At 53.7% G+C, this 19,606-nt stretch carries 15 protein-coding genes; 6 read left to right on the forward strand and 9 right to left on the reverse strand.

Annotated features, from left to right (window positions below):
* Positions 1-100 precede the first annotated feature (100 nt).
* From GMO_RS11765 to GMO_RS11800, 8 genes are all read right to left on the reverse strand, one after another.
* Positions 101-433 carry a hypothetical protein gene (locus GMO_RS11765; protein WP_008852643.1) on the reverse strand — a complete coding sequence of 111 codons (333 nt, stop codon included), beginning with the start codon at positions 431-433 and terminating at the stop codon, positions 101-103.
* A 51-nt stretch (positions 434-484) separates the two neighbouring features.
* Positions 485-727: a hypothetical protein gene (locus GMO_RS11770; RefSeq protein ID WP_040509442.1), complete on the reverse strand. Its 243-nt coding sequence runs from the start codon at positions 725-727 to the stop codon at positions 485-487.
* 36 nt (positions 728-763) lie between these two features.
* Positions 764-1,579, reverse strand: a complete 816-nt coding sequence (locus GMO_RS11775) for a family 1 encapsulin nanocompartment shell protein (protein WP_040509443.1) — start codon at positions 1,577-1,579, stop codon at positions 764-766.
* 1 nt (position 1,580) lies between these two features.
* Complete coding sequence (locus GMO_RS11780) at positions 1,581-2,627, reverse strand: Dyp-type peroxidase (protein ID WP_040509445.1); 1,047 nt, start codon at positions 2,625-2,627, stop codon at positions 1,581-1,583.
* Positions 2,628-3,065: 438 nt separating this feature from the next.
* The gene (locus tag GMO_RS15000) at positions 3,066-3,779 is read right to left on the reverse strand and encodes a TetR/AcrR family transcriptional regulator (protein ID WP_083813669.1); all 714 of its coding nucleotides are present in this window, start codon (positions 3,777-3,779) and stop codon (positions 3,066-3,068) included.
* On the reverse strand, positions 3,710-5,230 hold the full coding sequence (locus GMO_RS11790; RefSeq protein WP_083813677.1) for an efflux transporter outer membrane subunit: 1,521 nt from the start codon (positions 5,228-5,230) through the stop codon (positions 3,710-3,712). The genes GMO_RS15000 and GMO_RS11790 overlap by 70 nt, the downstream gene beginning before the upstream one ends.
* A 65-nt stretch (positions 5,231-5,295) precedes the next feature.
* Complete coding sequence (locus GMO_RS11795) at positions 5,296-6,876, reverse strand: DHA2 family efflux MFS transporter permease subunit (protein ID WP_008852649.1); 1,581 nt, start codon at positions 6,874-6,876, stop codon at positions 5,296-5,298.
* Positions 6,873-7,976, reverse strand: a complete 1,104-nt coding sequence (locus tag GMO_RS11800; protein ID WP_008852650.1) for an HlyD family secretion protein — start codon at positions 7,974-7,976, stop codon at positions 6,873-6,875. The genes GMO_RS11795 and GMO_RS11800 overlap by 4 nt, the downstream gene beginning before the upstream one ends.
* Before the next feature lie 403 nt (positions 7,977-8,379).
* Between GMO_RS11800 and GMO_RS11810 the strand changes: the two genes are divergently transcribed.
* From GMO_RS11810 to GMO_RS11830, 5 genes are all read left to right on the forward strand, one after another.
* Positions 8,380-8,976 (forward strand): TetR/AcrR family transcriptional regulator, encoded by a 597-nt coding sequence (locus GMO_RS11810; protein WP_008852652.1) that lies wholly within the window; start codon positions 8,380-8,382, stop codon positions 8,974-8,976.
* Positions 8,977-9,225: 249 nt separating this feature from the next.
* Positions 9,226-10,617 (forward strand): NAD-dependent succinate-semialdehyde dehydrogenase, encoded by a 1,392-nt coding sequence (locus GMO_RS11815; RefSeq protein WP_008852653.1) that lies wholly within the window; start codon positions 9,226-9,228, stop codon positions 10,615-10,617.
* A gap of 229 nt (positions 10,618-10,846) precedes the next feature.
* Complete coding sequence (locus GMO_RS11820) at positions 10,847-12,139, forward strand: NAD(P)/FAD-dependent oxidoreductase (protein WP_008852654.1); 1,293 nt, start codon at positions 10,847-10,849, stop codon at positions 12,137-12,139.
* Positions 12,140-12,471: 332 nt separating this feature from the next.
* Positions 12,472-14,142, forward strand: a complete 1,671-nt coding sequence (locus GMO_RS11825) for a phospholipase C (protein WP_083813670.1) — start codon at positions 12,472-12,474, stop codon at positions 14,140-14,142.
* Positions 14,143-14,294: 152 nt separating this feature from the next.
* Positions 14,295-15,443: a cytochrome-c peroxidase gene (locus tag GMO_RS11830; protein WP_008852658.1), complete on the forward strand. Its 1,149-nt coding sequence runs from the start codon at positions 14,295-14,297 to the stop codon at positions 15,441-15,443.
* A gap of 59 nt (positions 15,444-15,502) precedes the next feature.
* On the opposite strand, the gene GMO_RS11835 is transcribed toward GMO_RS11830, so the two are convergent.
* Positions 15,503-17,782: a TonB-dependent receptor gene (locus tag GMO_RS11835; protein WP_008852659.1), complete on the reverse strand. Its 2,280-nt coding sequence runs from the start codon at positions 17,780-17,782 to the stop codon at positions 15,503-15,505.
* Positions 17,783-18,276: 494 nt separating this feature from the next.
* On the opposite strand from GMO_RS11835, the gene GMO_RS11840 reads away from it, so the two are divergent.
* Positions 18,277-19,014: a DUF72 domain-containing protein gene (locus GMO_RS11840; RefSeq protein WP_040509449.1), complete on the forward strand. Its 738-nt coding sequence runs from the start codon at positions 18,277-18,279 to the stop codon at positions 19,012-19,014.
* Positions 19,015-19,606: the final 592 nt, after the last annotated feature.

The following is a 19,606-nucleotide window of genomic DNA, read 5'->3' on the forward strand; positions in this document are numbered from 1 at the left end:
ACAATAGCCCTCGTCTGCTGAGCCTGAAATCAGAGCGGATAGGAAACCTCTGTGTCCGTCATGGCCTCAGACAGGATACGAACACAGAGGATATACGCGGTTATTCGTTTTTCAGGGCGTCCGCTTCTTCCTTGCGGGTCGCGAACGGGACTTCCTGTTTGTCGTCCAGTTCGTTCATATCGCCTCCCGGATTACCCAGATTTTCCTGCGTCCAGGCTTCCTCAATCGGCTGACCGTTCGCATCCAGCGGAACAGGTGACTTGACCGGGACTTCTCCAGCATCCGAGTTAAGCGCCATGCCGATCAGATCGGTGGCTTCTTCCTTGTATCCCTCGGGACCACATGCCGGTTTTCCGTCCGCTTCCCAAAGCTCCTTTGCCTTGGCCAGAATACGGGCTTCTTGCTGTGGGCTGTCTTTCAGGGGGTTTTCCATATCAGTTCCTTGTCGCTTGTAGCATTCATTCCAGTACCAATGACGGTTTGGTTACCTGTCCTGCAGGGCTCTTTCACCCAGTTTCGACAGGTCATGGCTTTCAGCACCTTCAGGGTTACGAATTGCCTTTTTGGCAATTTCCCGCTCTTCCTCGGTTGTGGAGCCTACCCGCTTCGCGACGTGCTCGGCCAGAAGAATAATTTCCTCCTTGGTCAGGAGTTTGGACGAATGGGTCGCCTTTTGAGCGACTTCACGCATGGAACTGTGCGGATGACTGACATGATCATGAGACATTGGAGACAATCCTTTGAACATAAAAAACAGGTTAAATCAGGCAGTCTTGCGGACTGACTCATCAAGAATGACGGTGGCTTCGCCAGTTAGTACGCGAAAGACAAAGCTTTCCTGGAGATAAAGTTCAACCGTTTCGGCCGAATGGCTTAGATAGCCAATGGAAAAATCCTGACCGACGTCAAGCAGGTAATCTCCTCCGCGCATACTCATGACAAAGGCTCCTTCAAGGGCAGGAGCCCAGATGATCTTGCCATCGATCAGGCTTTCAAGATGCCTGCGGACCGGATATCCGTCATCATTGCCGCCATTGACCGCCAGATAGGCCTGCGCACCAAGAACAACGGCATAGGGACCATTGACGCCCGCCAGTCTGAGCGCATTCAGGGCCCGCGCAATGGCGGCAGGATAATCCTTTGCTGCTTCGGGCAATTGGAGTGGAGTATTGGTCGTAGCGTTCCGGACGCCCTTAATGCCGGCGGCTTCATAGCCATTAAAAATAGCACGGTCCTCAGAGAAGGCGATTTTCTTTGCCGCATCCTTGACCGGTTGCCAGTCAGAATCCAGCGACCCCCGGTCGACAGCGTCGATTTCCTCGCGAGAGAGCGTGAATGGCACCCGGAGTTCAACCAGAGGCAGAACGGTCCGCGCGGACGCGATGACACCTTCAGAAGGCGCTTGCAGCATGGCTTTACGCCCGGTTCCCACCGCGGCGAAGGCCTCACCTTTGGGTTCGGTCGTATCTACGATCCGGCGCCCGGCCAGATGACGCCGAAGCGTGCGGGCCGCCTCCTCTTCGATCTGTGCCCAGGCTGCACCTGAAACCGGAGCAAGATGGCGATGCAGGTTGTTCATGTCAGACATCCTCTTTCAGGGAACCGATAGCGAGGGAGCCATGTCCCGAAATTCCTGCCTGTTGTGCAGGCGGGGTCTTTCCAGTTTCCGACCTAGCGTCGTCGTGTTTTGCCGCAGGAAGCACCATATCAGGCACATTGTCCAAGAAATCGGCTGTCGGAATAAAGAAAAGGGTCCCGGTGACTGCCCGGCTTACATCGAGAATACGATCATAATTCCCGGCGGGCTTACCGACGAACATGTTCTGAAGCATCCGTTCGATACGGTCAGGCGATTTGGCGTATCCGATGAAATAGGTGCCATATTCGCCCTTGCCGACCTGCCCGAAAGGCATGTTGTCGCGCACGATCTGAAGCTGCTGCCCGTTTTCTTCAATGTTGGTCAGAACATTATGAGCATAGCTGGGCTTGTCGACGTCCCGAAGTTCGATATCGGATACTTTCCTGCGGCCGATGATGTGTTCCTGAACCTCGGTCGGGATGGCATCCCATTTTTTCAGATCATGAAGGTATTTTTGGATGATAACGTAACTTCCACCGGCAAAAGCGGGGTCTTCGTCTCCAATGATCGTCGCGTCGAGAGCAGTCTGGCCCGTCGGATTTTCAGTTCCATCCACAAAGCCGAGCAGGTCGCGCTCGTCAAAATATTTGAAGCCATGGACTTCATCAATGATCTCGCCGGCCCCATCCAGACGCGATGCAATGGCAGATGCCAGTTCGAAACACAGATCCATCCGTGTCGCACGGATATGGAACAGCAGGTCCCCCGGGGTGGACGGCGCCTTGTGCACGCCATCGATTCCCTGAAAAGGATGGAGACCGGCTGGTCTGGGCTGTCCGAACAGACGGTCCCAAGCGGTAGAACCAAGCCCCGTGATGCAGGAGAGACGTCCGTCAGGAATGCGGAATCCTACGCCCCGAACCAGTGAGGACATATCACCCAGAAGATCCCGGACCTGCGCAGTTACCTCTGCCCCTTCCCGGAATGTTGCCACGAGGAATACTGCGGCACTGGTCAGCGTTGCTGAAACGGGTTGGGATATAACCAATGAACTCAAATTCCCTTACACCAGATCTGGTTTCGTCTGATGTTTTATACAGGGTTTTCACGAGCTGGAACAAGTGCGTTTCAGGTACCCTTTTTTCTGGACTACCGCATTATAACCTACAGGTATAAATATATACTGATGCAGTCTTGAATCTCCTTCACAGAACTGACGTCTGTACTTTCCATAAACCTTTCGCCCGCTGCCGGAAAATCTGCCTGTCCGGGATGGCCGGGATTCTGTAGACGCGAACCAAACAGGGTATGTCTGTTCCATTGTCGATGAGAACGTGCTGGCAGTTGATTTGCTACAATCTTCCACCTCCGCATCGTGAATCAGCACACCACAAGACTGGGAAACAGGACGGAATACTGCTGCCCCCATCAGGCAAAAGGGTCTGGAAAGAAAATCCCTTCGAGCCGGAAGATGGTCAGCCAGAATTCAGCTATAGATTTTCATGAAAATTCTGACGACTTCCCTGCCATGCCTGGAAATGGCTTCTGCGGAACTGTCGACAGGGACACACAGGCGCCTGCGCTCCACAATACCAGACATACAGAGCGAAATGAAAACCCGCTCTGCCTGATCCATGTCCTCAACCTGAAGAGTCTGTTTTTTACACCAGTAAATCAACGCGGAACGGATACAGGAACGCGTCGGATTGATCGCATATTCCTGCATGATTTCCGATATTTCCGGAAATTTGGGCGCTTCCGAGACGACAATCCTGTAAATCCCCAGAGAGATCGGATGCGTTATAGCGGTGACAAACTCCTCACAGATGGCAACAAGACAGGTTTCGCACGCCCCGTCAAAATGCTCCTCGTATCTGAACAGACCGGAAAGCTTGTTTTTGCTGATACTCAGAATGATCTCCCGGAAGAGATCCTTCTTGTCCTTGAAATGATTGTACAATGTCCCCTTGGAGACAGCAGCGTACTGTGCGATCCGTGACATGGACGCACCTTCGTATCCCAGATCCAGAAAAACCGCTTCTGCACCACGCAGTATCTGATTCCGTTTCGCCTGAAATGCTTTCTCACTCAGGGACAAAGTAGACATACGATCCTCGGACACCCTTTCAATCAGTTCGTCTTTGCCGCACGGGCGCTGGCGATCTGCTTTTTTCTGGTCAATGGGTAAGTAGTTTCCCATCCACCGCCCAGGGCATTGTAGAGTTTCACCACGTCTGTTGCGAGTTCAGCAGTGCTGTCTGCAAGATTCAGATCGGCATTTTCCATGTTGGCCTGTGCCGAAAGGACATTCAGATAGTTTGTCAGGCCGTGACGATACTGATCCCGGGCCAGTTCGAAAGACTGACGCGCAGCCTCACTGCTGGCGGTAAATCCGTCGTGCCGGGCCTGTTCGTCGCGATAGGCGATCAGGGCATTATCGATGTCACGCCACGCTCCAAGAACCGTCGAGCGATAGGCAATAGCGGCTTCGCGCTGCTGCGCCCTGGTGAGACGAAGATTGCCCGTCAGACGTCCGCCCTGAAAGATCGGAAGAGTAATGCGGGGTCCAACGTTCCAGGCGCGGGCGCTCCACATGCCGAAATCCCGGAAGGACAGCGACTGGATCCCGAACCCGGCGTCAATAGTGACCTTGGGATAGAACTCCGCCGTTGCGGATGCGACGCCTGCCGTGGCCGAGTGCAGCCGGGCGTCGGCCTCACGGATATCCGGCCGGCGTTCGGCAAGCTGGGACGGAATGCCGACAGGAACGCGCGGCGGGACAACCGGAATTCGGTTGGCCTGCTCCAGTTCGGCGTTCAGGGAACGCGGAGGAGCACCCAGAAGAAGGGCAATCGCATTCATCTGCTCTTCCGCAGCCTGCTTCATCCGGGCGATCTGTGCGTCCGTTTCGCCAAGCTGGGCCCGGGCACTCTGGACATCGACGTCACTGACCAGTCCAGACCGGTGCCTGTCTTCCGTCAGGGCAAGTGTGGAGGCCTGAAGACCACGGTTCTCCTGCGCAATCCGCAGACGCTCCTGCGCACCGCGGAGGGTCATGTAGTCCCGGGCCATATCCGCCTGCCGGGCGATCAGGATACCGCGCTGTACTTCCCGCGAGGCCTGCATCTCGGCTTTCGCCTGCTCGTAGGCTGAGGAAATCCGTCCCCACAGATCGATTTCATAGCTGGCGTCAATCCCATCCGTCCAACGGTTCAGCAGAGGGATCTCGGCGTTGCTGGCGGCGGCTCCCAGATCTCCGACCAGAGGGTTGTTGACGCCTCCGACAGTAGAAGACTTGGCAATGTGACCGAGGATGTACTGGAGCGACTTAGAACTGTACTGATTGCGTGAATAGGATGCGTTGGCATCCAGCGTCGGGAAACGTCCCGCACCCGAAACCAGCATCTGAGCACGGCTTTGCGCCAGTTCCTCCGCTGCCCGCTGAACATCGAGATTCTGCTCGGCGATGCGACTTTCCAGTTGATCCAGTTCCGGATCATGAAAGATCTTCCACCAGTTCGGATCAGGTCTGTCCATACTGGCCTGACTGAACTGATGACTGTCCTGCGGACGCGGCTCATATGCGCCCGGCGCCCAGGGGTCAGGCTTGTGGTAATGCGGCCCTACGGAGCAGGCCGACAGGGCCGTCATGGCGGACAAGATAACCCCTGCCCTGACAAACTTCATCTGAAACATAGGCTGTAAAAACACGCTCATCAGTGGCCTCCCGCTTTCTTGCCGCCATGTGCGCTGTTGGGAGCCAGAAGGAAACAGACTGGCACGACCAGAAACGAAATCGTCCCGATTGCCATGAATATTTGATTGTACGCCAACATCGAGACCTGTGTACTGAACGTTTGCAGAAGTTTGTGAAGAGCAACCGAGGATGCCGCCGAAGACGTGAAGCCATGTTCAATGGCGCGCTGTTTCACAACAGCGAGATATTGCAGGTATTCGGAACGCAGCGGCGTCATCCAGTGCGCGAGATAACTCTGCCGCTCCTGCTGGGTCTCTATCACGGCGGCGGTACTCAGGGAAATGGCGAGCGAACCAACATAGTTACGGGACATGCTGAACATGGCCGACGCATCGCCGTTCAGTTCACGGGGCAACGTCTCATAGGCGATCGTCGAAAGAGGGACGAACAGGAAAGCCAGAGCCGCAGTCTGGGCAATCCGGTATTCCACGAGATGCATGAAATTGGTCGTCGGCATCAGATGGGCTGAATAGAACATGGAAACGCCCATGAAGAAGAAGCCGAAAGCGACGATCTTGCGGATCTGGATGAAGCCCATAAGCCGCCCCACAAACGGGATCAGACAGATGATCGCCACGCCACCGGGAGCGAGAACCTCTCCCGATACGGTTGCAGTATATCCAAGAACCTGCTGCGCAAACTGGGGTACGATGATCGCCGCGGCGTAAAGAATGGCGCCGACCATGGCCATGAGAAACGTGGCAACCGCGAAGTTTCGGTCCTTGAAAATAGCCAGGTTCAGGAGTGGATCCTTGGCCTTTAGCAGCCATACGATCGAAGCGATGATCCCGACGACGCCCAGTACGGCCATGGTAATGATGAAATTGGAACCAAACCATCCATCGTCTTCACCGCGGTCACACATGACCTCGAGACAACCCAGACCAATGGTGATCAGGGTAATGCCAATGACATCAATCTTCTCGCGACGTCGCTGCTCCCACGGCGGATCCTCAACAAGAGCGGACACACCGATGAATGTCAGGATGCCGAAAGGCACGTTGACGTAAAAAATCCAGTTCCAGGAAAAATTATCGACGAGATAACCTCCCGCGAGCGGACCGAGAACAGGCGCCACCACGGTTGCAATGGCAGCCAGCCCCATGGCCGCTCCGCGCTTTGCGGGCGGGAAGGTGTCGAGGATGATCGACTGCTGACTAGGCTGAAGACCGCCGCCAAAGAAGCCCTGCAACAGACGGAAAACGATCAGCATCGGCAGGCTGTTGGAAAGCCCGCAGAGAAAAGAGCAGACCGTGAACAGGGCCACACAGATGAGAAAGTAACGCTTGCGCCCGAAAAGCCGGCTGAGCCAGCCTGAAATCGTCAGAACGACACCGTTCGCAACGAGATAGGCTGTCAGGGCCCATGTCGCGTCGTCGTAGCTGCTGCCCAGCGCACCGGCAATGTGTGGCAGGGCCACATTGATGATGGTCGTGTCGAGCACTTCCATGAAGGCGCCCATCGTCACGACAACGGCAATCAGCCAGGGATTGGCTTTCGGCTTCCAGTCTTCATGTGCTGTGCTGGCAGCGTCGCTCATTGCACATACACCGTGGGCACAACGGACAGTCCGATGGCCAGCGGGAGCTTCGGGTCAAGACCGCTATCGATCAGGATCTTGACGGGAACACGCTGCACGATCTTCACGAAGTTGCCCGTCGCATTCTCGGCTGGGAACGCGCTGAACTGCTCACCTGAACCAAGCTGAATGGAATCCACATGTCCATGCAGTTTCAGCGCGGGATAGGCGTCCACACTCAGATCAACGGACTGACCGGGCCTCATCCTGGTGATCTGGGTTTCCTTGTAGTTCGCGGTCACCCAGATTTCAGGCTGCACGAGCGTGAAAATCTGCTGTCCCTGCTGGACGTAATTGCCCTGCTCGACATTACGCTGGGAAATCCAGCCATCATGTGGCGCGCGAACTTCCGTCCAGCCCAGATTCAGCTGGGCAAGCGCCAGATTGGCCTGGGCCGTCTTCAGAAGGGCCTGTTCTTGGGTAATGGTTTCCTGGGAGGTGGAGATATTCGGAATCACCGGAGTGGCCTGCTGCAGACGGCCCTGTGCGGACAGCACCTGGGCACGCGCCTGGTCGAGCGCGGCTTTGGCATAGTCAATATCCTGCTGGCTAGTAGCCTGACGGGATACGGTTGACTGGCGCTTGTAATCTGCAAGGCTTTTTGTTAACTGGGCCTTGGCGCTTGCCAGATTACCCTGCGCCTGCGTGAGAATGGCAGGAAATTCCAGCTTGGCGACTTCATATCGGGCATTGGATGCGCGCAGATTTGCTTCGGCTTCTTCCAGCTGACCCACGGCCTTCTGAAGCGACGCACGATAGTCCCGGTCATCAATTTTCACGAGCAGTTGCCCGGCGCGCACGAACTGATTGTCATTGACCAGAAGCTGGGTCACATAACCGCTGACATGCGGGGCCATCGAGATTTTCCGGCCGTCCGTATAGGCGTCGTCTGTATCGATGTCATTGCGGGTGAGGTACCAGTAGATGCCCGTGGCGATGACGGCGAGGACAATGAAAAGAATGACAAGGACCCGAACCAGAGGATTCTTCTTCTTTTTCCCACCTTCCTGTTTGGTGTCATTCGTATTTCCGGACTGATCGGTGTGGGAATCCTGCGCCATTTCGGTCTTTCCAAAGATATTGTGCTTTTTGCGCCTGCCACACGGGCCTGCGGACGCGCGTGAGGGGCCAATGTTCGTCTTGTTGATGCCCTGCCCTAATATGACCATTCGGTTCGGTCAATTAAAATATCAGGACCTGAGCGGTGCCTCTATTTCTGGCAGATTTACAGGATGCCTCTTCATGAGGATGACATGCTCATTGGTCCGTTCCAGAAATGGCCTGGAAGATTCCGTGGTATCCCAGCAAAGTCGGGCAAGAGTGATCAGACCCGGGGAAAAATCTGTGCGGAAGATCGCAATCATAAGCTCGGAAAGGGCATGAATTTCGACCGGAACCGTTCTGTTTCCTCAAAAATCTGGAGAAGATATTGACCCGTCCGGCTACCGGACGCATGAATGATAGATGACCGTTGCAACCAAACAGATGCTTGTCAGACGCACCATTGTGGATGCAGCCCGTCCCCTGATCGGAAGCCAGGGTTTTTCGGCGGTTGGCATTTCTCAGATCATCGAGGTCGCTGGCATCCCAAAGGGCTCTTTTTATCATTATTTTGAGTCCAAAGAGGCGTTTGGCGAGGAACTTCTCCGTCTGTATGTCTCAGATTATCTGGCCAAGATGGACACCATGTTCGGAGCCTCCCGGAAAAATGGCCGAGAGAAAATCCTCGCCTACTGCCAGTTTTGGTGGGAGACGCACGTTGACGGGAAAACAGGTGACAAATGTCTGATCGTTAAGCTGGGAGCTGAGGTTTCGGACCTTTCGGAACGAATGCGGCATATTCTCAAAAACGGAACGGAACAGGCCGTCGAGCGCATTACGTCTATCGTCCGGGCTGGTCAGGAGGATGGATCCATCCAGTCGGACATGAATTCCTATATCCTTGCGCAGGCACTTTATCAGCAGTGGCTTGGCGCAACCCTGATGGTCAAGATCACAAAGGACTCACATCCATTTGATAATGCATGGGTAGCGACGAAAAGCTTTCTCGATCATACCTGAAGACAGCAGCGAGGCCCCGCCTCCTGTTGGTTCGATTCTATAGACGACCGGTCTAATATTATACGACCGGTCTAATTTTATTGGGAAAAGACTGTCTGAGGAGGGAGTTCTCTCAATGCATTCCCCTGCCCGCTCAGCAGATGGCCGTGCGTTTCGTGACCGGAGAGGTCAGAACCCGATGGTCACCTGCACGAAAATGGCAGGCTCTGCTCAGCGTTACTTTTTCCGTACGTGCAACACGAGGTAAGAATGGCTTACGCAAGTACCAATCCTTTTACCGGCGAAGTGCTGGCAACCTTCCCGAATGCAACGGATGCCGAGGTTCAGGCTGCTCTGACGCAGGCCAATGCCGCCTATGAAAAATGGCGTGAGACCTCATTTGCCGAGCGCGCCCGGATCATGAAGGCTGCGGCTGACATTCTGCGCCGCGACGTTGATAAATATGCCCGCCTCGGCACGCTGGAGATGGGCAAGCTTTTTTCAGAGTCCAAAAAGGAAGTCATCCTTTCCGCCGAGATCTTCGAGTATTATGCAAAATATGCTGAAGAACTACTGAAACCAGAATCTCTCCCCATTGCCGATCCTGCTGAGGGCAAGGCTGTTCTGGTTCATGAGCCGCTTGGGATTGTTCTTGCGATCGAACCGTGGAATTTCCCGTTCTATCAGGTCGTCCGCATCATTGCGCCGCAGCTCTCCGCAGGTAATGCGGTCATTCTGAAGCATGCGTCCAACCTGCCACAATGCGCCGCCATCTGCGAAGAGCTGATGAAGGAAGCTGGTCTCCCGGCTGGACTGTTCCGTAATCTTTACACAGCCCGTCACCATACCGAGATGATCCTGAGTGATCCCCGTGTTGTTGGCGTTGCGCTGACGGGTTCCGAAGGGGCCGGTACCATCATCGCCGCCACGGCTGGCAAGGCCCTCAAGAAATCCATGATGGAACTTGGTGGTGCAGATTCTTTCATCGTTCTGGAAGATGCAGACGTTGAAAAGGCGGCAAAGTTTGCAGTGATCGGACGTCACTGGAATGCTGGTCAGGTCTGTGTTTCTGCTAAGCGTCTTATTGTGGCCGACGCCATTTATGACCGTTTCCTGGAGCTGTACAAGAAGGGTGTTGCCGAACTGAAAGCTGGCGACCCAATGGATCCGGCGACGACGCTTGCACCGGTCTGTTCCCAGGGCGCGAAGGAAGATCTGGAACGCCAGGTCGAAGAGGCCAAGAAGCACGGTGCGAAGGTTGAAGCAATTGGTGCGCCTGTGCCAGAAAAAGGCTCTTTCTTCCGTCCGCTGCTCATGACGGGACTGGACAGCAACAACGCAGCCCGGCACTGGGAATTCTTCGGTCCGGTAACGCAGCTTTATCGCGCCAAGGACGAAGATGATGCGGTACGCATCGCAAATGACTCCCCCTATGGGCTGGGTGGTGCCGTTTTCACGAAGGATGAAACCCGTGGCGCACATGTGGCGTCCCGCATCCGGACGGGCATGGTGTTCATCAACCATCCACTCATTCCCAAGGCAGACCTGCCATTTGGCGGCATCAAGAATTCTGGCTTCGGTCGTGAACTGATCGGTCTGGGCATCAAGGAGTTCGTCAATCACAAGCTGATCAATATCGTTGATATTGACGCTCCACTGTAATGAAACGGGGTGATGGAAGTATTTCCATCGCCCTCTGATCCTGGCGTCTGATCATGCATGACTCCCGGAGTTGGCCTGACGGACGCTTTTCAAGAAAAACGCATGAATCTTGAAGCCAACGGATAACGCTTCGTCATCCGGAGCCTTCAGCGTGCCTGAAAAAACCTCTTTGGCCCCGGCAAATGTGGTTTTTCTGGCAGGAGCCGTGCAAACAGAGGCTTGGAAACCAATGACGTCTCGTCCTGAAATTCTGATTGTTGGCGGAGGTGTGGCCGGACTTTCGCTGGCGACCCAGCTGGGGAAATCTCTTGGCAAGCGTGGCAAGGCCCGCATTACCCTCATTGACAAAAGTTTCTCCCATGTCTGGAAGCCGATGCTGCACTGCTTCGCTGCCGGAACCGTTCTGAATGAAAACGACCGAATCAGCTTCATCACGCAGGCCAGCCGGCATCATTTTGAATTCTGGCCCGGAGAGGTTGTTTCGGTTGATCGGGACAAGAAGGAAGTTGTTCTCAGCCCGCTTCATGCTTCGGATGGTACGCTCGTACTGGATAGCCGGACCCTGCGCTATGACGCCATGGTGCTGGCAATTGGCAGTTGCGCCAACGATTTCGGTACGCCTGGTGTAAAGGAACATTGCCTACCAATCGATAATCTGGTCGATGCCAACCATTTCAATGAAAAATTCCGCATGGAGCTACTGAAGGCATTCGCAAATACCTCGGAACTGGACATCGCGATTGTCGGCGGAGGCGCAACAGGGACGCAGCTTGCAGCGGAACTCCACAAGGCACTTGATATTGTAGATCCCTACAGCCTGCATGCTTTCGGTCGTACGCCCCCCAAGCTACATGTCACGCTTTTGCAGTCGGGGGCCCGTATCCTGCCCGCTTTCCCTGAATCCGTCTCCGAAGCTGCCAAAACTGAACTGGAACGGATTGGCGTCACGGTCCGGACCGGTGCCCGCGTTACCGGAGCGGATGCAAGCGGATTCATCCTCAAGGACGGCACACATGTTCCGGCCAAACTCCGTGTCTGGGCTGCAGGCGTGAAAGCCCCACAGGTCACGCAGACTTATGGCGGGCTGCCACTGAACCGGTCGGGGCAAATTCTGGTCAATGGCAATCTTTCGTCAAAGGATGACCCGAATATCTTCGCCATGGGGGATTGCTCGTTCATCGAAGACGATCCTTTGCCAGCCACGGCGCAGGTTGCCCGCCAGCAGGCCAATCATCTGGGGCGGCATCTGCCAGCCTGGATCGAGCATGGGCGAGACGTGCCAGGATGCATCTTCCACAATAAGGGCGCCATCGTGGCGCTGGGTAAATACAACGGCTGGGCAGCACTCCCGGGAGGGACTGTCTGGGGTGGTGGATTTTCTCACGGTCTGTCGGCGCGGCTGGGACATATCATGCTGTATCGTCAGCATCAGATCGAACTGTTCGGATACTATCGCGGCCTGATCTCCTTTTTCTCCGACTGGGTGGAAGGTTTTGTCCGTCCCTCCATCCGGCTGGACTGATGATCTATCCGGCCTGTCTGAATTCATCGGTTACGGACGGGTCGGAAGATGCCGGACAGAAAGAAATTCATCAGATCGTCACACGGCAGACCGGGTTTTGTAGCCAGAATGGAAGCACGGTGTTTTTCGCAGCATGAGGATGTTCCATGACGCAGCCTTTCTTTCGGGGAAAAGAGCCACATACCCTTTGGCACGAAACAGCTGCGACGGCTTGGAACACGCAGGTAGCCGAAGCAAAAATATCCAGCATGAAGAATATTTTCCGGGACGCAAATTAGGATGACGGAGGTTATGATAGGGTTACACCTGCAAAAAACTGACTGTCCTGCCTGATGAAGCTAAAATTCCATTGTCGCCCCTCCTTCCTCTTCCCGATCCTTGCTTTGGGCGCAACAGCTCTTTTCCCCTTGCCTTCATTGGCCCGTCCCGTCACCCCAACGGCTACACCCATTCATCATCTGGTCGTGATTTATCAGGAAAATGTCTCGTTCGATCATTATTTCGGAACATATCCTCATGCGCTCAACCCTCCGGGAGAGCCGGTTTTCCAACCCGCAGATGAAACACCGCGCGTCAATACGCTCGAAACGGCGAAGCTGCTTCTGACCAATCCAAATACGCGCGCCGCCAATGGCCGGGATGCTGCCCTTCCCTTCCGGCTGGACCGGACACAGGCCAGCACTGCTGACCAAAATCATCTTTATACTGCGGAACAACAGGCCTATGACCACGGACGCGCGGATCTTTTCCCGCTTCATACCGGGCGGGGTCTACCCGGCGGAGTAGGCGCCTTCTCTACCCGCGGCCAGGTCATGGGATATTTTGATGGCAATACGGTCACGGCCCTATGGCATTACGCCCAGCGTTTCTCCATGAGCGACGCGGCTTATACAGATACCTATGGTCCATCCACCCCCGGCGCGATCGAGGTTGTATCCGGCCAGATCAACGGGCTGAAGATCGTTCATACGAAGCAGCAACGCGCAACCCTGACTGTTCCCTCTCCTTTCATACCGGACGGGCAAGGTGGCTGGACGATGATCGGAGATATCGATCCTGCGGGTGATGTCTGTTCCGTTCCCGGTGAACAGGTCATGCTGACCGGACGCAACATCGGAGACCTTCTGAATGAGCGGAATATCTCCTGGGGCGGCTTTATGGGCGGCTTTGACCTCTCGCTTCGCAACTCCGACAAGAGTACTGGTTGCCAGCGCCAGACATATTCGGAGATCGTTGCCGAACCGGTGACGGATTACATTCCGCATCATAACTGGTTTCAGTATTACACCAGCACGGCCAATCCGACGCATGCCCGCCCTTCCGATCCGTCCCGCATTGGTCAGACGTTTCTGAAAGACGGCGTGCATCGCGATCCGGCCAATCATCAGTACGACCTGAAAGATTTTGCCACGGCCCTGAAAGCTGGAAATCTGCCCGCTGTTTCTTTTCTCAAGATGTCCGCCTATCAGGATGGTCATGCCGGCTATTCCGATCCGCTGGACGAACAACAGGGTGTTGTGCAGGCAGTCAACCTGATCGAACAGAGCCCGGAATGGCAGAATACGGTAATCATCATCGCATATGATGACTCAGACGGATGGTATGATCACGCTTATGTCACGCCCCGGCATGGCTCCTATGACAGTATGGTGGATCAGCTTGATGGCCCGGGCCGGTGCGGAAAAGGCATCCCACAACCTATAGGTGTAAAGGGACAACCTGTGAACGGACGATGCGGCCCGGGAACGCGCACGCCATTTCTCGTGCTGTCCCCATGGGCCAAACGCAATTATGTCAGTCACGTGCAGATAACACAGAGTTCCGTCACCCGCTTCATTGAAGACAACTGGCTGAATGGAAAGCGTCTTGGTCAAGACTCCTTCGATGCGGACGCCGCACCGCTCGAGGATCTGTTCGATTTCACCGGCCCGGCACATCCTGATCCTCTGTTGCTGAATCCGAAGACAGGTACCCCCCTTTTACAGACCGGCTCACATTCTTGACGAGACAACGGCTGTACGGATTCCTTCTCGCCTTCGCCGGGACAGTCCTTTCCTCATCTGTCCTGGCAGAGCCTTCTTGTCAGCCTGACGCGAAAGGCGCCAATCCGTGCCCCGTTTCACTCCACAGGCCGGCAGCTTTTCCACTTTCCGCTATGGCCCGGATCGGACGGCAGATCTTCTACGACCAGCAGCTTTCCGGTTCCGGACGCCTATCCTGTGCGTCCTGCCATGATCCGGCCCATCATTACGGCCCATCGGGGAAAACTTCTGTTTTTGTTGCTGGCGGGACAGGACTGAACAGGCCTGGTCGGAGGGCCATCCCTTCCCTTGCCTATCTGGACACCATCCCGAATTTCAGCATTGGTCCGGATAATCCGGAGAGTGAAGGCGCGCCCGTCCCGGTCCTGCCAGCTTCCGGTCCTAACATCCCTGTACGGAAAACCGCACGAGGTAGTGCGACTGCAACCATGGTCCCACAAGGGGGGCTGTTCTGGGATGGTCGGGCTGATACCTTGCAGCAGCAGGCCGCTGGTCCTCTTTTTGATCCGTCAGAAATGGCGGCTGACCCCAAGATCGTCATCCATCGTTTTCGGTCCGCACCTTACACGGCATTGCTGCTGGCACTCTCCGGACCAGCCGCCAGGCAGTCCGACCAGCTTCTCCTTTCCGAGGCCCTGTTTGCCGTCGCGCGCTACCAGATCGAGGAACAGGCTTTTCACCCTTATAGCAGCCGCTTCGATGACTGGCTGGAAGGCAGGGCGCATTTTACCCCTGCGGAACAGCGGGGTTATCTACTTTTCAATGATCCAGCGAAAGGCAACTGCGCGGCCTGTCATCCCGACCGCCCTCTGCCAGGAAATTTTCCTCCTCTTCTGACGGATCATCAATATGAAGCGCTCGGAGTTCCAAGGAATATCAATCTGATGGGACCTGCAGGAAACGGTCGTTTCGACCTTGGTCTCTGTAAAGCCACACCCGGAAGCCAGCAAAACGCAGCGGCCTATTGCGGAATGTTTGTCACCCCGACCCTGCGCAACGCAGCAGACCGAAAAGTGTTTTTCCACAATGGTGTTTTCCATGACCTGCATCAGGTGATGGACTTTTATGTCCTGCGGGATATCGAACCAGAACAGTTTTATAATCAGGACGCGCAGGATCTTCCCAAGTTGTATGAAAAAAATATCGACAGGATGGATGCACCGCTGGACCGTACGAAAAAAGATACTCCCGCCCTGACAAAATCAGAACGGGAGGACATCATTTCGTTTCTGAAAACCCTCGTGGATCAGCCTGCCAGATAAGCTCCACTCAGGTGGCGGAGGACGGTCTCAGATACCGATTTTCCTCCGCAATGGAACATTCAGAAATCCACGCTTGCGCTGCCACCCACAAAGAATGGGGATGCAACATAATATGTGGTGCTTCCGGCAGCAATCTTGGAGCCGAATACCCCAGTCGTGGCCTTGCCGTTGGAAGCTGTTCCGTTCACAAAACCAAGATAATGGTTGTTTGTGATATTCTGAAGGTTCAGTTGTAGAACGGGATTCTTTAGGAAACCAAAATTCTTGAACCGGTATCCTGCATGGATATCCATGGTCAGATAGCTTGGAACGGACAGATCGTTATTAAAGGACGAATACTGTTTCCCGACATACTTCAGACTGAAACCGGCGAACGTATGTGAGTCATCATAATCGAGATTGAAAGCCACCTGCACTTTCGGTGTCTGTGGAGCAAATTTTCCTTTGCTGAAGACATAATCACTGGTGCTGCCACCAGCAGCAATATTGCTGTCTGTCCGGGCATCAATATATTCCGCGGAGACATAAGGTCGCAGATGATAGAGAATTGGGCGCGTACCAATTTCGAAATCCACACCATCAGCGTGCGAATTGCCACCATTGATGCTTGTTGAATAATAACTACCATTTGCCTGAACAACAGTCTGATTGTAAAGGCGGTTTGTGAAGTTGTAATGGAAGTAGGTTAGGGTACTGTTGAACAGTGCCCCCTGATAGCGAATACCGGCTTCTTCTGAAATGGAAATTTCAGGCTTCATATTGGTATTTGCTTTTGTTGAATACCCGCTTCCAACCGTGTAAGTGCCCGAGTCATAAAGCGACGTATTCATCGGGATACGGAAATTGGTTGTTCCCGAGGCAAAAAGCTGAATTTCGTTATTAACTTTGTAACGGATGGAGGCCGCAGGCAGGGGCTCGTACCAGCTTCCGCGAATATTCGAGCCTGTTGACGTATCGGGCAGGTAATTATGGCCATCCCGCATAACGATGGAATATTTCAGACCAGCTTCCAGCGTCAGACGATTGTTGAGAAGTGACAAGCTGTCGTCAATGAAGACTGTATGGATACGCGTCTGCGTCAATGTATCTCGATATTGAGCTGTTACCCCATTGGAAAGGGTCATGTTCTGCCCGCCGCCATATTCATTATATGGCTCACCCGTCGCCATGTTGACAAGGCTGTAGGGGCCTGTCTGGAACTGCTTGGAATACTCAAACCAGTATCCGATCATGACGCGGTTTATACCGGTATGAAGTGCCAGTTTCGTGACGGCACCAGGACGATAGGTCTGCGTATTGGATGGGTTGTAGAGGAGAAGACTGCTTGTATTGGACGCATTGTGATCGCCAATTGAGCCTGTAAGCGTCTGGTTGCCGTATTGCTGGCTTGTCAGACTTTCATTGTAGGCGCCACCACCATTTCCGTTGCCATACCAGAAATACGGCGTTTCGGTCAGGGTTAGGTTATCCGTTAGATGGAACGTGGACGGAGCGCTGGCGTAGATATTGGTAAACGGATTCTGATGCAATTTGTAGTAATTCGCGCTCGGATTCTTGGCATCCCATTTGCCGGCATAAGTATAATTTACGCCATATTTTGCCCAGTTGGCAGCCGACATGGATGGAAACAGGGTGCTGTCACTCTGGTTCCCAACAATTACCAACGAGACCCGGTTCCCGTTACCCCATTCATCGACCCACTTCGTTTCGCCATGCAGCTTTCTCTGCGCGCCAGGACCACGCCATGAATCTTCATGGGCGGCGGAGAACGAGACATATCCTTTGAGGTTGGTCGCTCCGATCCTGCCAGTATCTATACGGCCGAAAATACGCCGGGAATTATAGCTGCCATATGTTCCGTCAAGATGGCCACCAAAATGGTTCTTGGGGTCCAGTAGGTACATGTTGACCGCACCGCCTGAAGCACTGATATGCGGGCTGTCGAGATCCGCCGAACCCTGCTCCACATTAATAGTGCGCAGGTTTTCGGAATCAACGATTTCCTGAGGGTAGACAGCATAACTACCGATATCGTTGATGGGAAAACCTTCCAGCGTAAACCCGATCTGGCTTGCATTCAGGCCACGCATGGTCATGTTGCCTCCGTTCAGTCCGAGCGGATCGACAGAAGTCGTGTTCACACCCGGCAACATGGCGATAAGCTGCATCGGGTTCAGTCCGGGCGTCTGCTTGGAAATAAATTCCTGTGTCACGGTAGAGCGGGATTTCGCGGCATCTTCCGCCACCATCATGCCACCACCGGGAGAGGAATGGCGCGCGCCACGCACCTGAACAACTTCGGATCTGGCAGCATCCGTCGGGGATGTCGCCCCCATCATCGACGGCCCAGCATCGCTGTTTTTTCCAGCCTGATGCGCCGCAGCCTGCGGATGACCACCATGACGGTGAGATACGTCTGATTGTGCAAAGGCGCTTGAAACCGTTAGCGCCAGAACAGAGGTTGCACAGAAACAATAACGGGATCTCGTCACTATAACAGGCCCTTAACAAAGGTAATGATGGGGTTTTTTCTAAGAAAGCTCTACCGAAATTCCCCTTAACAGGTTTCATGTTTCTGACAATGTTATTTTTTTATGACGAAACCGGTCGAGAGTATCATATAATTTGTAACATACTATCTATGATTTCTTATATATCATACCCGAAACGAATCTGTACATAGATCTCTCCTGTAAGATCCGGAAGGACCTGTCTGGCCATCAGGCAGCATGGATATTTCTTTTCGGAGACTGGTGAATCGAATCCACATTCCAGACGTTACGGCACTTGGGAAAATCATTTCCGTTCAGAGGGATCACAAAGGAAAGTGCTCATGTCCACGTCCTGTACCGGTGTTGCCGGATGGTCGATTCCTTCAGCTCTGGCTACAAAATTCCCACAGGAAGGAACACATCTGGAACGATACGGAACACGCCTTTCAGCAGTCGAAATCAATAGCAGCTTCTACCGCCCGCATCGTCGGGCGACTTACGAGCGCTGGGCCGCGAGCGTACCAGCTGCATTTCGCTTCTCCGTCAAACTGCCCAGAACTATTACACATGAACGCCGCTTCATCGACTGCGAAGCGCTTGTCATGCAGTTTACTGAAGAAACGGACGGCCTCGGTGAGAAACGCGGCCCAATCCTTGTGCAGCTTCCACCAAGCTTCGCTTATCCCGGCATCATTGCTGAACAATTTCTTACCAGTCTAAAAGCCATCATCAATGGTGCTGTTGTGGTAGAACCGCGACATAGCAGCTGGTTTCAACCAGATGTGGAACATATGCTGAAAGAGCTGAAAATCTCAAGAGTGGCAGCAGACCCGGCCAGGCCTTTGTGCGCAGCGAAACCCGGCGGCTGCCAAGATCTCATCTATTTCAGACTACATGGCTCCCCGCTTATGTACGAATCACCTTATGATCAGAATGCTATTGAACAACAGGCAGCAACTGTTAGCTCTCTTACCCGCTCTGGACATGACGTCTGGACAATCTATGACAATACGACCTACGGCGCTGCCACACAGAATGCTTTTGATCTCGCAACCCTCCTTGCCGAGAAAAAAGGGTAAGAAAAAAGCAGCCTCATGCTTTATATTGTTTCTTTTTTTACAATATAAAGCATACTCTAACAGAAGAGGTACTGTGTCGGCATGAGATCTGACTAAGTGTCTGTTTCTACGGCAGTAAACGATATATCAGTCAGGGTACGTAACAGAGCATAGACAAGAATTAACTCGCAGAGGCAGCATAGTTGCGCAATTTATACGAACCAACCTTCGACAATTTCGTCACAGTTCAATTAAATGATTATTTCTGCTTCTGAGCAGGATCGTAAGCGACAATTCTTGAGCCTAATGCTGGTAAGCAGCCAGACATACCGAAAATTCGAATGTCCATTTTAGGGCAGGTGTCCAGGCAAGATAGAACTTTCACCCATCCAGTCACGTTTGCCTCACAGTAAAGAAAAAACGCAAAGCCTTTCGGTTCCCAAAGGAGACTTTCAAAACAATAAAGGCTGCTTGACCTTATTTTATTCAATCATATTCCCTTACCTATAGATTCCGCAAAACTCTTGCAAATACCAGCAAGACCGCCATTGCTGGTCTGATTTATCTGGACCGTGTTCTGGCTGGTGCCTCACAAACGGAACATATCATTGTA

Origin of the sequence: Gluconobacter morbifer G707 (assembly GCF_000234355.1) — a bacterium.
Lineage (GTDB): Bacteria > Pseudomonadota > Alphaproteobacteria > Acetobacterales > Acetobacteraceae > Gluconobacter > Gluconobacter morbifer.

Bases quoted from the DNA above. Each gene is read 5' to 3' on its own strand.
- GMO_RS11815 (WP_008852653.1), top strand. From the start codon at position 9,226: ATGGCTTACGCAAGTACCAATCCTTTTACCGGCGAAGTGCTGGCAACC.
- GMO_RS11800 (WP_008852650.1), bottom strand. From the start codon at position 7,976: ATGGCGCAGGATTCCCACACCGATCAGTCCGGAAATACGAATGACACC.
- GMO_RS11810 (WP_008852652.1), top strand. From the start codon at position 8,380: ATGACCGTTGCAACCAAACAGATGCTTGTCAGACGCACCATTGTGGAT.
- GMO_RS11790 (WP_083813677.1), bottom strand. From the start codon at position 5,230: ATGACGGCCCTGTCGGCCTGCTCCGTAGGGCCGCATTACCACAAGCCT.
- GMO_RS11795 (WP_008852649.1), bottom strand. From the start codon at position 6,876: ATGAGCGACGCTGCCAGCACAGCACATGAAGACTGGAAGCCGAAAGCC.
- GMO_RS11765 (WP_008852643.1), bottom strand. From the start codon at position 433: ATGGAAAACCCCCTGAAAGACAGCCCACAGCAAGAAGCCCGTATTCTG.
- GMO_RS11770 (WP_040509442.1), bottom strand. From the start codon at position 727: ATGTCTCATGATCATGTCAGTCATCCGCACAGTTCCATGCGTGAAGTC.
- GMO_RS11840 (WP_040509449.1), top strand. From the start codon at position 18,277: ATGTCCACGTCCTGTACCGGTGTTGCCGGATGGTCGATTCCTTCAGCT.
- GMO_RS11830 (WP_008852658.1), top strand. From the start codon at position 14,295: ATGGCCCGGATCGGACGGCAGATCTTCTACGACCAGCAGCTTTCCGGT.
- GMO_RS11775 (WP_040509443.1), bottom strand. From the start codon at position 1,579: ATGAACAACCTGCATCGCCATCTTGCTCCGGTTTCAGGTGCAGCCTGG.
- GMO_RS11820 (WP_008852654.1), top strand. From the start codon at position 10,847: ATGACGTCTCGTCCTGAAATTCTGATTGTTGGCGGAGGTGTGGCCGGA.
- GMO_RS11825 (WP_083813670.1), top strand. From the start codon at position 12,472: ATGAAGCTAAAATTCCATTGTCGCCCCTCCTTCCTCTTCCCGATCCTT.
- GMO_RS11835 (WP_008852659.1), bottom strand. From the start codon at position 17,782: ATGATGGGGGCGACATCCCCGACGGATGCTGCCAGATCCGAAGTTGTT.
- GMO_RS15000 (WP_083813669.1), bottom strand. From the start codon at position 3,779: ATGGGAAACTACTTACCCATTGACCAGAAAAAAGCAGATCGCCAGCGC.